Origin of the sequence: Roseburia faecis (genome assembly GCF_001406815.1) — a bacterium.
In the GTDB taxonomy this organism is placed as follows: domain Bacteria; phylum Bacillota; class Clostridia; order Lachnospirales; family Lachnospiraceae; genus Roseburia; species Roseburia faecis.
The window spans coordinates 41,926-54,267 of the sequence record NZ_CVRR01000006.1; the positions used below are offsets into that span (position 1 = coordinate 41,926).

Here is a 12,342-nt window from a genome sequence, read left to right on the forward strand (position 1 = left end):
ATTTTATGGCAAAAGGAACTGCTGGGAAAAACTATTGGGCACTTCTTTTGATGATTCTCGCAGGTGTTGTACTGGGTGGCTTTATCGGTCAGCTTAGTGCCGGTGTTCCGGCTCTCCGCTGGCTGAATTACGGACAGACCTTTGGTCTTTCCAACCCACTGGTACTTGATCTGGGAATTCTGGTGCTCACATTTGGATTAACCATAAAAATAACGATCGCCGGCATCATCGGAATTGTGCTGGCGATCCTGATTTATCGATTCCTGTAACAGGTGCTTATTTCAGGAAACGCTCGAGACTGCGCATATGCTCCTTCATCGTCTCCCGTCCCATGCGGTAGGCGGCAAGGAGTCTCTGCCGGTCTCTTTCTACTTTGCTGACTTCTATCTTTTTTGGCGGACGAATGACAAACAATTCCCCACGTTCTTCTTTTTCCCTGATATATTCCAGTTCTTCGTTGTAATGCTCATGCCGGTGTTCCATGGCATCAATCATCGCCGGATACCTGCGAAGCGATACTTTCGCCAGCGGCATCAGCTGATTCTTTTTTTTCACATAATCCCGCGGCTGCGTCAGAACCACTACCGTTTTATCAAACCCAAGTTCCTGCATTTTCTGCACCGGAATAGAATCTGCTACGCCTCCATCAAGCAATTCATATCCGTCTACACAGACCGGCTTTGACACAATCGGCATGGATGCCGATGCTCTCATCCATTCCATTTCTGTCTTATCACACCGATCCACTTTTTTGTAAAGAGCTTTCCCGGTTTTGGCATCTGTCACCACCACGTAAAAATCCATCGGATTCTTGCGGTAAGCCTCATAATCAAATGGGTCAAGATGCTCTGGGATATCATGATAACAGAACTGTTCCCCGAACATATCCCCTGTTTTCAAAAATGTGCGCAGTCCCGCATACTGCGGTTTATTGCAGTACGCTGCATTGTAACGAATGACGCGTCCCGGCTGACTAGACTTATAATTACAGCCAAACACTGCCCCTGCTGACACGCCCATCGCTCCGTCAAATGTTATCTGATGCTCCATCATCACGTCGATGACTCCGGCGGTGAACATTCCACGCATGGCTCCGCCTTCCATGACCAGTCCTTTTTTCATCATCGAATCCCTTCTTTAAATAAGCAATACTTTTTGATTCTATCATCTGTTTTGTATTCTAGCTTTCTTTCTCCATGATTTCAAGGGGCGAAACCATGATTCTACCTTAACATTTCCTTATTTTTACATAATCCCGCTTTCTTCTGCCCAAACTAATAAATATTTGTAGAGGAAAAGGAGTATGCCCTATGTATGGTTCACTATTTTATGTATTGCCCATTCTGGCAGTAATTGCAAAAACTGTTTTCCGCGCAGTCCTTCCCTTACTGATCGGCTGTATGATTGCCTATGTAGTTAATATCCTTATGTGTTTTTACGAAAAAGGATATGCAAGAATATGCCGTATGGCAGCCATTGCGCCCTTACAGCGTCCCCTATGTATGACACTCTCCTACCTTTCGCTTGTGCTTGTGATCCTGATCTTATGGTGGATGATCGTCCCTCAGCTGTTATCCTGCATCCGGATCATCGCAACCGATTTCCCCCAGGTTTTAGAATTACTGTGTGAGTGGGCAAACGAACATCTGCAAATGGATCTTGGCATGGGAAACGAAATCCGGGCATGGATGAATGAACCCTTTTGCTGGGATACACTGATTGTAAAAATCCCCCGTCTGGCAAAAGGCATGAAAACTTCCCTGGAGAAACTTGGCAGCTGGCTTTTAATTTTTCTGCCGGGACTGATGTTTTCTTTTTATCTGCTTGCTGCCAAAGAATCCCTCTTACGGATGGGCAGTTCCCTGATCGACCGGTGTTTCGGTGTTTTCCAAGGGAAAAAAATACGTTACGTACTGACGGTTCTCAATCAGTCCTTCCATCATTTTCTGGCAGGGCAAACCATAGAGGCCGTAATCCTCGGTATGCTTTGTACCATCGGCATGTGGATTCTGCGTCTCCCCTATGCTGCCATGATCGGTTGTCTGGTAGGTGTAACCGCGTTGCTACCGGTCATCGGAGCTTATATCGGTGCCGCAGCCGGTGCGTGTATGCTTCTTACGGTTTCCCCGGTAAAAGCACTGGTATTTCTTATCTTTTTAACGATTCTCCAGCAGATCGAAGGCAATTTTATCTATCCCCGTGTGGTCGGACATTCCATCGGGCTGCCCGGCATCTGGGTACTTGCCGCAGTCATTGTCGGCGGTGGGGCATTCGGTATCTGGGGAATCCTGTTTGCCGTGCCACTTGCAGCAGCCATCTACCGGCTGCTCCGTCCCTCAATCAATTAAAGCCGTGCAGCAACGCTGCACGGCTTCTTAAAAATAAGCAGAAATCAAATAGAGCTTACGCTCTCTGTGTTTTTTAAACTAAATGGAACCAGTTCATGTGTGGCCGGTTTGTTGAGATCAATCATGCCAAACAACAGATCAATACTTTTTCTGGCAATCTTTTCATACCCCTGACAAACCGTCACAATCTTTGGATTATAATAATCTGCAAGAAGTGTTCCGTCAAATCCGATCACCGAGATATCCTCCGGTACCCGCAGACCCGCATCAAAAATTGCGCGCATGGCACCAACTGCCATCACATCACTCATGGCAAAAACCGCTGTAATGGATCTTTTGGAAGCCAGCATCCGGTTCATGGCATTGTATGCACTCTCATATGAGAACCGCGCTACCGCATAACTTTCTTCCTCAAATTCACAGCCATGTTTTATAAAGCTGCGCTTCGCTCCTGCTTTACGATATTTACTTGGGGAAGATAATGCCATATCTCCCCCGATAACAGCAACATCGCGATGTCCGTGATCAAACAGATAATCAACCGCCATCTCCGCAGCTGCCATATCATCTGTTGAAACCGATGCAAGATTCCGAAATCCCAGTTTATCCGCCCGATCTGTCACCAGCACACACGGAACATTGACCAGTTCAAATTCTTCATGAAAGTACTGTATATTACCTCCAAGGAACAAAATCCCCATTGGCTTATGTTCCCTGCACATCCGCACAGCCTCTTTCACTTCATCTGCATCTTCATCCAGATAATGCACCCGCAGAGAATAATCCGATCCCTCGATAGTATCCTGAATTACCTCTATGATATTTGTAAACAGCATATTCGAAGTACCTTTTACGAGAATCAGAATACTCTGGCTCACAGTCTGTTTTAAATGCTTGGCATTGTTATTTGGTACAAACTGGTAAGCTTCCACAATTCGCATAATGCGGTCACGGGCTTCTTCGCTGACATCTCTTCTTCCATTCAGGACACGGGAAACCGTACTGACAGAATATCCTGCCTCTTTCGCAATATCTACAATTGTCATTCCTTCACCTCGTATATACAGACGAAATGTCTATTTTCTAGCCCTTGACAGCACCTGCAAGAACTCCTTCTATTATATATTTCTGGCACGCAATATAAAAGATAATAATTGGCAGAATTGCAAGAACAAGTACCGCCATCATGGCACCCCAGTCGATCTGTCCATGACTCTGTTTCAGAAACTGGATTGCGATCGGAATGGTTTTATACTTATTAATATTCAACACCAGACTCGGCAGAAGGTAATCATTCCATACCCACATCGCCTCAAGGATTGCTACCGTTACCGTCGTTGGCTTTAAAATTGGAAAAACCACCTTAAAAAAGGTCTGTAATGGTGTACATCCATCAATCATTGCAGCTTCTTCAATTTCCAGGGAAATTCCCTTTACAAAGCCGGTAAACATGAAAACGGCCAGCCCCGCTCCAAATCCCAGATATACAACAATAATTCCAAGAGGATTGGACAGATGTAAAAGGTTTGCAAATTTTGATAACGTAAACATTACCATCTGGAATGGAACAATCATAGAAAACAGACACAGTACATAAATTGTTTTCGTCACTTTTGTATGGACTCTGGTAATATACCATGCACACATGGAGCAGCAGATAATAATCAATGCAACCGACCCTACTGTAATAAACAGGGAAATCCCAAAACTGTTCCAGAAATTTGTCTTACGGATACCGTTGGAATAGTTCAGCCAGCCACAGAATGCACGTTCAACACCATGGATAAATTTATCCCAGCCAGCGGAAAGCGGCTCTGTTCCAAGTGTAAACGGATGTCTGAAAATAAAGGCTTTTCTTTTAAAGGAATTTAAAAGGACTACCAGAATTGGTGCAATCCATAAAATGCTGATAACCGTAAATGCCAGTGTCCAGATCCAGCCATGTTTTGCCTGACGGACAGCACTTACCTGATTGTTATTCTTTTTAGCCATTAGTCCTGCACCTCCTTGCTTGTGGTCAGTTTATTCTGAATCAGCGCAATAACTGCAACCAGAATAAAGAAGATAACCGCTTTGGCCTGACCAACGCCCTGCCATCCGGTCGTGCCGTACATTGTGTCATAAATATTTAATGCCAGAAGCTGTGACATCTTAGCCGGATTACCACCGGTCAGAGCGAAGTTCTGATCAAATAACTTAAATCCATTGGTCAGCGTCAGGAATGTACAAATGGTGATCGTCGGCATCAGCATCGGAAGTGTTACATACCGGAGCAGCTGCCAGGAATTTGCACCATCAATCTTTGCCGCCTCGATTAATTCTCCCGGAATATTCTGGATTCCTGCAATATAGATAATCATCATATATCCGATCTGCTGCCAGCATACTACAATAATCATACCCCAGAACGCATACCACTGTGTGGATACGATTGTCTTGGAGAAATTGGATAATACGCTGTTAAAAATCATTAACCAGATATAACTGAGTACGATACCACCAATCAGGTTGGGCAGGAAAAATACGGTACGGAAAAGATTGGTACCCCTGATGCCTTTGGTAAGTGCCATCGCAATGAGAAATGAAATCACATTGATGATCAGCACCGATACAACCGTAAATAACGCTGTATACCATAATGAATGAATAAATGTTGTGTCTAACTTTCCGTTTACAAAAAAGATTCTCGAATAATTCTGTAACCCTTTCCATTTCCAGTCTGTAACGGTTGTGAACTTACAAAAAGATAAGAAAATTCCATATACAAACGGTACAATAAATCCAATTGCAAACGCAATCATTGTCGGAAGCAGAAAAATCGGGAAATATTTTTTAATTGCTTTTTCCATAATACATTCCTTTCACTAACTGCAGCCCCTGCCAGTACCAGCCTGCACTGCAGGTGCTTCTTTTAAAAAAGGAGTAAGCGGCATGCCACTTACCCCTTTTCCCATCATCTTTGATTACTGTGCATCATCTTCATGGGCGATCTTCCACTGATTTGCCCATCCATCAACAAATGCGGTCTTTACAGCATCCCACTCACCTTCACCTGCGGTATAGGCAGTCAGGGCAGAAACAACATCCGCTCTCCAGTCATCTACGTTTGGAGTAGCATTGAAGCTCCATGCTACAGATGTTTTTCCGTCAGTCATTAACTTGTTTGCAGCCTGTGCAAATGCATTCTTTGTCTCGTAATCACCTGTAAATGTATCATATGGAGCAGTAAGTCCCATCTGATTTGTAATGGCATCACGTCCCTCGTCAGAAGTGATTACCCAGTTTAAGAACTCAAGTGTTGCATCAATATCTTCCTGAGATGCCTTTGCGTTCACTGCCCAGTAGTTCTCAGTACCAACACAAAGTCCTTCATTCTCATCATCTACACCAAAGTAAATTGGCATCATGGATAAGTCATCTGCTGTAACGACATATCCGTTCTCCTCGTTTGTTAACGGAGAGAACTCCCAGTCACCATTCTGGTAGAAGACTGCCTCTCCCATACCAAACTCAGACTCTGCATTTAATGCACCGGAATTTAATGTCTTAGGATCTGCTGCGGAATCAGATACATACATATCCCATACGTTTTTGAAGTTATCAAGATAAGTTCCCTTAATGGACTCTTCCCCGGCTGTAAGGTCACATCCATCATCCTTGAACTCATAGTACAGTGGCATATTGGCAAGATGTCCGGCAAATCTCCAGGAAGATCCGTCATCCAGTCCTGCGGAAGCAAATGCCTCTGTCAGGTCAGTTCCAAGTTCTTTATTGATGTCATCAATACGGGAATTGATGTCATCTGCAACTTTCTTTAAAGTATCAAAGTTGTTAATCTCATCTACCGAAGAAACTACAGCACCATCCATGCCACAGTATCCTTCCAGAATTGTCTTGTTGTAGATCAGGCCGTAGCACTCATAGCAGTTTGCAATGGCAGCTACCTTATCATCAGAGTTGATTACAAGAGACTTATCTGTCAGATGCTTGTAAAGTTCAGAGTCCTTCAGATCATATGTATAATCGTTCCATGTCTGTGCTGCGGAAGAATTTCCCACATTGAAGATGGTAGGTGCATCTGACTTTGCCATCTCGGACTGTAATGTTGTGTTGTACTGTCCGTCTGCTGCAGTAAGCACATTTACCTCTACACCGGTCTGATCGGTATAGGTCTCTGCCAGATCCTGCCAGGCTTCGTCTGTCTCTGGTTTAAAGTTTAACATGTAAACCTTTCCAGAACTCTTGCTGGTCTTGTCTCCACCCTGTGTGGATGTGCCACCCTTATCGCTTCCGCATCCTGCGAATGCTGTGACAACCATTGCGGCAACCATTAATGCTGATACAATTTTCTTTTTCATATTTTCACCCTCCTAAAATAAATACGTTCGTAGAGTTACCGTCCATACGGCAGCCCCTGGTCGAAAACGTTCACGGCAATGTTTCCGGTAACGTTTTCAGTAAGCAGAGTATACACCTTTTTTGCACAGTTTCGCAAGTGTTATTCTCATTTTTGTGAAATAAGTAAGTTTTCCTCTCTATTTTTCGTGCATATTGCACAACACTTTTCCCTTTGCTTGACATGTATAGGCTGTCGATATATACTTTCATGTATAGACTGTCTATAGTACTTATCACTGAAAGGAGGTCATATACCATGGGTATTGACAAAAATCTCGTACAGGGAAGCATGGCATTGCTGCTTCTGCGCCTTTTGGAAACGAAAGATATGTATGGCTACGAAATGATTGAAGCTCTTCGCAGCAAATCCAACAACGTCTTTGAACTGAAAGCCGGCACCCTGTACCCACTGCTCCACTCTCTGGAGAGCAAGGGCTATGTGCGGTCCTATGAGGATGCCTCTTCCGGGAAAAAACGCAGATATTACCAGCTGACAGAGGCCGGTCGGCATCATTCTTCCGAAAAAAAGCAGGAATGGATGGCTTATCAGGCTGCTGTAAGCAATGTGTTAAGTTTTGAAGGAGGAATCTGATATGGAGGAAAAAGAATATCTGCAGACCCTGGGCGAACAGATTTTAAACCCACATGCACGTACCCATGTGCTGGAAGAAATTAAGGAACACATTGACGAACAGATGCAGGATTATATAGATACAGGAATGTCTCCGGACGCAGCAGAAAAAGAAGCTGTCCGGCAGATGGGAGACCCGGTTGCAGCCGGCACGGAATTAAACCGGATCCATCGTCCCCGGTTTCCGGGTGTTTTGTTCGGCATTGCGGTGGTTCTTACATTATCCGGAATTTTCATGCAATATATCCTGTATGGCTCTGAACCACTTAACACCACCTATTCCAACACCGCGTTTATGCAGCATGCCGTTTTCTATCAGGTGATTGGCTTCGGCATTATTCTGTTTGGGATGTTCAGCAATTACATGTGTTTATCAAAATACAGCTGGTTTTTATACGGTCTGTTTTTGGGATTCGCGCTGCTCGCCTGCTTCTTTCCGGGCACGTTCTCTTTCTGGCAGACCCGTACCTTTAGCTATTATCTGTGTCTGCTGTATCCACTGTCCTATGCACTGCTGCTATACTCCAACCGGGAAAAAGGATGGAAAACCATTGTCTGGCTGCATGTGCTGTCACTCCTGTTTTTCGGAGCGATCCTAAGCCACACCAGTGGTTTTGTATGGCCGCCGGTTCTGGCATTTGTTTTTCTGTCCGTCCTGCTGTCCGGAATCTGTATCCAAAAAAGGATTCTGCCCGGTTCCAAAAAGGTTCTCTGGTGCTGGACACTTCTTCCTTATATCGGAATCGCAGCTTTGGCAGGCAGCCTGTTTTTACGTCCGCAAACCTATCTGTATGACCGCCTGTTGACTGCACTCGGACTGCAGCATACTGACGACGGACCTGGCTTTACGAGACTTGCCCTGCAGTATGAACAGACACGTTTTTCCCTGTTCGGTGGAAGTTCTGTCAGTGACCGTCTTCCACGGGAAGAACTTTACTCTACCTATCTGCTGCACAGTATTTTTCTGTGGTTCGGCATTGCGGCCGGCATTTTAATCATCGCTGCACTTGCCTTTTTTGCGCTGTACAGCATGCACTGTGCGCTGCGGCAGAGCAACCGTCTGGCAATGCTGCTTGGTACTGCTGCCAGCGGAGTCCTTCTCCTTGAGCTGTTCAACTATGTACTGACGAACTTTGGCATCAATCTGTTTTATACCGCCTCTGTTCCGTTCTTATCTTACGGACTTACCGGCACAGTTGCCAATTCCATTCTGGTGGGGATTCTGCTAGGAATCATCCGGAACCGGAATGTGTTGTATGAAAAAGAATCCGGCCCAGCCGTAATTCCGGATACCGGAACGGTTTAAACAGCAAACGGCATAGCCTATGATCCCTGCAATATGTACTGGATCACAGCTATGCCGTTTTTATCTTGTTTTATTTCCGTAGTAAAAGAAAAATCGGGTGAGCTGGCGGCTTCTTTGCCACCGGATCATCCGATTTTAGTATCTGCCTGTTACAAATCGCAGGAAGGATACCGGTTTGCGTCCACAGCTCTTCGTCCGTTTCACGTAATCCTTGTAATACTGAACTACCTGAGCAAAGGACATGGTTGGATCGATTGCATACATCATCGATACACCTCCTTTTTTATTTTGGTGTGCGCCCTTCTCAATTATCTTATGTCATATGGGCTGATATGTTCGAAATGATTTTCTCATTTCTTGTATACATTATAGCACCATCTTTGGTAGTTTTCAACAAAAATAACGTAAATTTTTTGTGCAAATCACATATTGCTTTTGTAAATATTGCTCATAAATAAATGTTCCCGCAACAATTCTTTCTGCGTCCTCTCTGCTGTCCAGAAAATATTATTGCCTGTGATTACAGCTTTTAGTGCAATTGGTTCCACACCCGACTTTTTATATTCTGCCAGAAATACATCCACCTGATCCGAATTCATTTCCGAAAAAATCAGCATTTCTGCCGGAAATTCCGGACCGTCATATTTTTTTGCCTCTCTGGTAAATCCCTGTATCTGCGCCAGCGTGCCCAGTTTCTGGGAATAATCCTTGCGGGCAACATCTATGATACGGATGCCTAATGTCCTGCATACATTCTGAACCACTGCGTATTTATCCCGGTTTATACGAAAAAGTAATATTGTCTGTGCCATAATTTTCTCCCTGCTGATCCGCTGCCTTATCTGTGTCTGTTTTCATCAGACTCCAAACTCCCTGTAATCCTCCGGCAAAAAACGATGGTAAATGATATGGATTCCCTCATCCTTAAAACAATAATAATAGGGATCTTCCTCATCCTCCGCAAACCGGAACATCCAGTCGAATTCCCCATTTTCGATCTTCTGACATTCCACATGGGACGAATGTTTACAGAACAGTTCCCGGATCTCCTGCATGGTACAGCCATGCCTGCCAACCAGTTCCACCAGTTCCCGGATAAATTCATCCGGCTTTTCATGCTCATGGACATATACACTTCCCTGTTCCGGAATATAAAAACAGAAACGCTCTTTTTTTGCCGTCACACCTACATCCCCGAGTTTCTCCTGCCAGGTTTCCGGCAGATGCTGCAGGCGATGAAGCATTTGTTCTTCTCTCTCCTGCACGTCAAAAAAGTGATTCAGAGAGGACAGGGGATAGTATAACCGGATGGCTTCTTTTCGAAATCCCAGTTTTGCCTGTTCCTCTTTGATCGTGTCCGTCAGACTTTTTTCCAGCCGCTCGTATCCCATCCTGTCCTCCTGTACCCATAACTGCATGATAAAATCTGCTTTACCGATCCTGCAGCAGAATCTGCCGTGTCTTGGGATCATCCGGCGGTAGATTGCAGTGCAGGACATGAAATTCTCCGGTCTGTGACCCTTCAATCACATTGATTGCCCCATTGTAGAGTCTTGTCTTTCCGGTTCCGATCTCATGATTCGTAAGCCCTGCCAGAAGCACATTGATTGCCGCTCCATGGGATACCGCAGCCACTGCCTGATGCCCCGTTGCCGCAAGAAGCTCTATCGCACGCTCCATGCGTTTCTGCACATCGGCAAACGGCTCCATTCCTTCGACATGGTCGCCTGCCGCAAGTGCAAAATACTCTTTTTTATCTTTTACCAGTTGTCCGGAAAACGGACCAAGATCCCGCTCAATCAGCTCCTGCATCGGCTCTACACCGTCTCTGCTTAACCCGATCTGTGCAGCAATCTCCTCCCCTGTGCAGTGTGCACGTTTCAGTGGGCTTGTATACACAGCTTCTATCCCCAGTCCCTGCAGCGTCTGCCCACAGCGTACTGCCTGTGCAATTCCTGCCGCATTCAGTTCTATATCTTCCCTTCCCTGAAAACGGTTGATATGATTCCAGTCCGTTTCTCCGTGCCTGATTAAATATATTTTCATTTTTTATGTTTACCAGCCTCAAAAAATTTCTTTGTCTCATATACAACCACACCATTTAAAGCAAACAGCGCAATCATATTCGGCAGTGCCATCAGACCATTGAAAATATCGGCAATTGTCCAGACAGCACTTACCGTCATATACGGTCCGATAAATACTGCCAGAATATAAATCCAGCGGAACACCATTACTTTTTTCATATTTCCACCGGTCAGATATTCCAGACATCTCTCACTGTAATAATCCCATCCAAGAATCGTTGTAAAGGCAAAAAATACCAGACACATCATCAGGACAAAAGAAGATACCACATGAGGGAACGGAAGTCCGTTCTGGAACGCATATGTAGTAACCTGAACGCCCTCGAGTCCATCCACCTGCCATGCTCCGGTCAGTACAATGGAAAGTCCGGTCAGTGTACAGATCACAATCGTGTCAATAAATGTACCTGTCATGCTGACAAGTCCCTGACGCACCGGCTCATGTGTCTGTGCTGCTGCCGCTGCGATCGGCGCACTACCAAGTCCTGCCTCGTTTGAGAAAATGCCCCTTGCAACACCGTTTTGCATGGCAACAAACATACTGCCTACCACACCACCGGTGACTGCACGCGGATGAAATGCGCCCTGCACAACCGTAACAACCGCTGCAGGGACTTTTGTAATATTACAGATAATTAAAATCAATGCAAATACAAAATATGCAACTGCCATAAACGGAACAACAATCTGGCTGACACTTGCTATACGCTTGATTCCGCCAATCAACACGGCACCCACGCAAAATGCAAGGATCAGGGAAGCGATTACAACCGTCCAGGAATAAGTTCCGATTCCCGGAATTGCCATGGTATGAACCTTATTCGGGTCAAAAAAGTTCTGGATGGCACTGGCTATACCGTTCACCTGGCTGAATGTTCCGATTCCGAACAGACCTACACAGACTCCAAAAAAGGCAAAAATCTTTGCAAGCCATTTCCATTTCGATCCCATTCCCTGTTCAATATAGTAGAACGGACCACCCAGACTGTGTCCGTCTTTGTCAACTACACGGTATTTAATGGCAAGTAATCCTTCGGAAAATTTTGTTGCCATTCCGAAAAATGCCGCCACAATCATCCAGAACAATGCCCCCGGACCGCCTGCGCATACCGCAGTTGCCACGCCGACAATGTTTCCCGTACCGATCGTTGCACTCAGTGCCGTACATAAAGCCGCAAAACTGGATATTTCTCCCTTGCCGCCCTCTTCATTTTTGATCATCCACTTGAGTGCCAGCGGAAGCCTGCGCATCTGCAGGACTCCCAGACGCACGGTCAGTAAGATACCACCGCAGAGGATCAATACCATAAGCGGGACTCCCCAGACGAAGTTGTCCACGGTCTTTAAAAATGCATTGATTGTTGTCCACATAATTTTTCTCCTTATTTTCCTTTTTCAAAAGGCTTTTCCTGCGTACAAATGTGCTTTGTACGCGCACATTAAAAATTATACGCAAAACAGGAAACAAGTGCAAGAAAAAAATCATTTTTGTCGGTGAAAACATAAAATTCTGTTGCTATTTTAAATCAAAAAAAATATACTATAAGAAAAACAGATCAGATTTAAGGGGGA

The 12,342-nt window shown here is 45.0% G+C and carries 14 protein-coding genes; 4 read left to right on the forward strand and 10 right to left on the reverse strand.

Features of this window, described 5'->3' with window-relative positions:
* Nucleotides 1-5 precede the first annotated feature (5 nt).
* Nucleotides 6-269, forward strand: coding sequence for a DUF4321 domain-containing protein (locus M72_RS03285; protein WP_055067167.1), 264 nt, complete (start codon nt 6-8; stop codon nt 267-269).
* 7 nt (nt 270-276) lie between these two features.
* On the opposite strand, the gene M72_RS03290 is transcribed toward M72_RS03285, so the two are convergent.
* Entirely contained in the window at nt 277-1,125 is an 849-nt protein-coding gene (locus M72_RS03290) for a patatin-like phospholipase family protein (RefSeq protein WP_243248730.1), read from the reverse strand.
* A 185-nt stretch (nt 1,126-1,310) separates the two neighbouring features.
* Here M72_RS03290 and M72_RS03295 point away from each other — a divergent pair, with 185 nt between their 5' ends.
* The gene (locus M72_RS03295) at nt 1,311-2,348 is read left to right on the forward strand and encodes an AI-2E family transporter (protein ID WP_055067168.1); all 1,038 of its coding nucleotides are present in this window, start codon (nt 1,311-1,313) and stop codon (nt 2,346-2,348) included.
* Nucleotides 2,349-2,392: 44 nt separating this feature from the next.
* Here the strand turns inward: M72_RS03295 and M72_RS03300 are convergent, their stop codons facing one another.
* From M72_RS03300 to M72_RS03315, 4 genes are all read right to left on the reverse strand, one after another.
* Nucleotides 2,393-3,394 carry a LacI family DNA-binding transcriptional regulator gene (locus M72_RS03300; RefSeq protein WP_055067169.1) on the reverse strand — a complete coding sequence of 334 codons (1,002 nt, stop codon included), beginning with the start codon at nt 3,392-3,394 and terminating at the stop codon, nt 2,393-2,395.
* Nucleotides 3,395-3,431: 37 nt separating this feature from the next.
* Complete coding sequence (locus tag M72_RS03305; RefSeq protein ID WP_022044939.1) at nt 3,432-4,340, reverse strand: carbohydrate ABC transporter permease; 909 nt, start codon at nt 4,338-4,340, stop codon at nt 3,432-3,434.
* Nucleotides 4,340-5,197: a carbohydrate ABC transporter permease gene (locus M72_RS03310; RefSeq protein WP_055067170.1), complete on the reverse strand. Its 858-nt coding sequence runs from the start codon at nt 5,195-5,197 to the stop codon at nt 4,340-4,342. The genes M72_RS03305 and M72_RS03310 overlap by 1 nt, the downstream gene beginning before the upstream one ends.
* A 114-nt stretch (nt 5,198-5,311) precedes the next feature.
* Entirely contained in the window at nt 5,312-6,706 is a 1,395-nt protein-coding gene (locus M72_RS03315) for an ABC transporter substrate-binding protein (RefSeq protein ID WP_055067171.1), read from the reverse strand.
* Nucleotides 6,707-7,002: 296 nt separating this feature from the next.
* Here M72_RS03315 and M72_RS03320 point away from each other — a divergent pair, with 296 nt between their 5' ends.
* Together M72_RS03320 and M72_RS03325 are read left to right on the forward strand one after the other, a co-directional pair.
* A complete protein-coding gene (locus M72_RS03320; RefSeq protein WP_022044942.1) occupies nt 7,003-7,338 on the forward strand; it encodes a PadR family transcriptional regulator in 336 nt (111 codons plus the stop codon).
* A 1-nt stretch (nt 7,339) separates the two neighbouring features.
* Complete coding sequence (locus M72_RS03325) at nt 7,340-8,683, forward strand: permease prefix domain 1-containing protein (protein ID WP_055067172.1); 1,344 nt, start codon at nt 7,340-7,342, stop codon at nt 8,681-8,683.
* A 135-nt stretch (nt 8,684-8,818) separates the two neighbouring features.
* On the opposite strand, the gene M72_RS03330 is transcribed toward M72_RS03325, so the two are convergent.
* From M72_RS03330 to M72_RS03350, 5 genes are all read right to left on the reverse strand, one after another.
* A complete protein-coding gene (locus M72_RS03330) occupies nt 8,819-8,950 on the reverse strand; it encodes a hypothetical protein (protein WP_022044944.1) in 132 nt (43 codons plus the stop codon).
* Between the two features lie 155 nt (nt 8,951-9,105).
* The gene (locus tag M72_RS03335) at nt 9,106-9,495 is read right to left on the reverse strand and encodes a DUF3783 domain-containing protein (RefSeq protein WP_055067173.1); all 390 of its coding nucleotides are present in this window, start codon (nt 9,493-9,495) and stop codon (nt 9,106-9,108) included.
* Nucleotides 9,496-9,540: 45 nt separating this feature from the next.
* A complete protein-coding gene (locus M72_RS03340; RefSeq protein WP_055067174.1) occupies nt 9,541-10,074 on the reverse strand; it encodes a DUF3877 family protein in 534 nt (177 codons plus the stop codon).
* 40 nt (nt 10,075-10,114) lie between these two features.
* Nucleotides 10,115-10,729 carry a histidine phosphatase family protein gene (locus M72_RS03345; RefSeq protein ID WP_055067175.1) on the reverse strand — a complete coding sequence of 205 codons (615 nt, stop codon included), beginning with the start codon at nt 10,727-10,729 and terminating at the stop codon, nt 10,115-10,117.
* Nucleotides 10,726-12,141: an alanine/glycine:cation symporter family protein gene (locus tag M72_RS03350; RefSeq protein ID WP_055067176.1), complete on the reverse strand. Its 1,416-nt coding sequence runs from the start codon at nt 12,139-12,141 to the stop codon at nt 10,726-10,728. Before M72_RS03350 ends, M72_RS03345 begins: the two co-directional genes overlap by 4 nt.
* Between the last annotated feature and the right edge of the window lie 201 nt (nt 12,142-12,342).

Bases quoted from the DNA above. Each gene is read 5' to 3' on its own strand.
- M72_RS03300 (WP_055067169.1), bottom strand. From the start codon at position 3,394: ATGACAATTGTAGATATTGCGAAAGAGGCAGGATATTCTGTCAGTACG.
- M72_RS03285 (WP_055067167.1), top strand. From the start codon at position 6: ATGGCAAAAGGAACTGCTGGGAAAAACTATTGGGCACTTCTTTTGATG.
- M72_RS03320 (WP_022044942.1), top strand. From the start codon at position 7,003: ATGGGTATTGACAAAAATCTCGTACAGGGAAGCATGGCATTGCTGCTT.
- M72_RS03330 (WP_022044944.1), bottom strand. From the start codon at position 8,950: ATGATGTATGCAATCGATCCAACCATGTCCTTTGCTCAGGTAGTTCAG.
- M72_RS03340 (WP_055067174.1), bottom strand. From the start codon at position 10,074: ATGGGATACGAGCGGCTGGAAAAAAGTCTGACGGACACGATCAAAGAG.
- M72_RS03345 (WP_055067175.1), bottom strand. From the start codon at position 10,729: ATGAAAATATATTTAATCAGGCACGGAGAAACGGACTGGAATCATATC.
- M72_RS03325 (WP_055067172.1), top strand. From the start codon at position 7,340: ATGGAGGAAAAAGAATATCTGCAGACCCTGGGCGAACAGATTTTAAAC.
- M72_RS03350 (WP_055067176.1), bottom strand. From the start codon at position 12,141: ATGTGGACAACAATCAATGCATTTTTAAAGACCGTGGACAACTTCGTC.
- M72_RS03335 (WP_055067173.1), bottom strand. From the start codon at position 9,495: ATGGCACAGACAATATTACTTTTTCGTATAAACCGGGATAAATACGCA.
- M72_RS03310 (WP_055067170.1), bottom strand. From the start codon at position 5,197: ATGGAAAAAGCAATTAAAAAATATTTCCCGATTTTTCTGCTTCCGACA.
- M72_RS03290 (WP_243248730.1), bottom strand. From the start codon at position 1,125: ATGATGAAAAAAGGACTGGTCATGGAAGGCGGAGCCATGCGTGGAATG.
- M72_RS03315 (WP_055067171.1), bottom strand. From the start codon at position 6,706: ATGAAAAAGAAAATTGTATCAGCATTAATGGTTGCCGCAATGGTTGTC.
- M72_RS03305 (WP_022044939.1), bottom strand. From the start codon at position 4,340: ATGGCTAAAAAGAATAACAATCAGGTAAGTGCTGTCCGTCAGGCAAAA.
- M72_RS03295 (WP_055067168.1), top strand. From the start codon at position 1,311: ATGTATGGTTCACTATTTTATGTATTGCCCATTCTGGCAGTAATTGCA.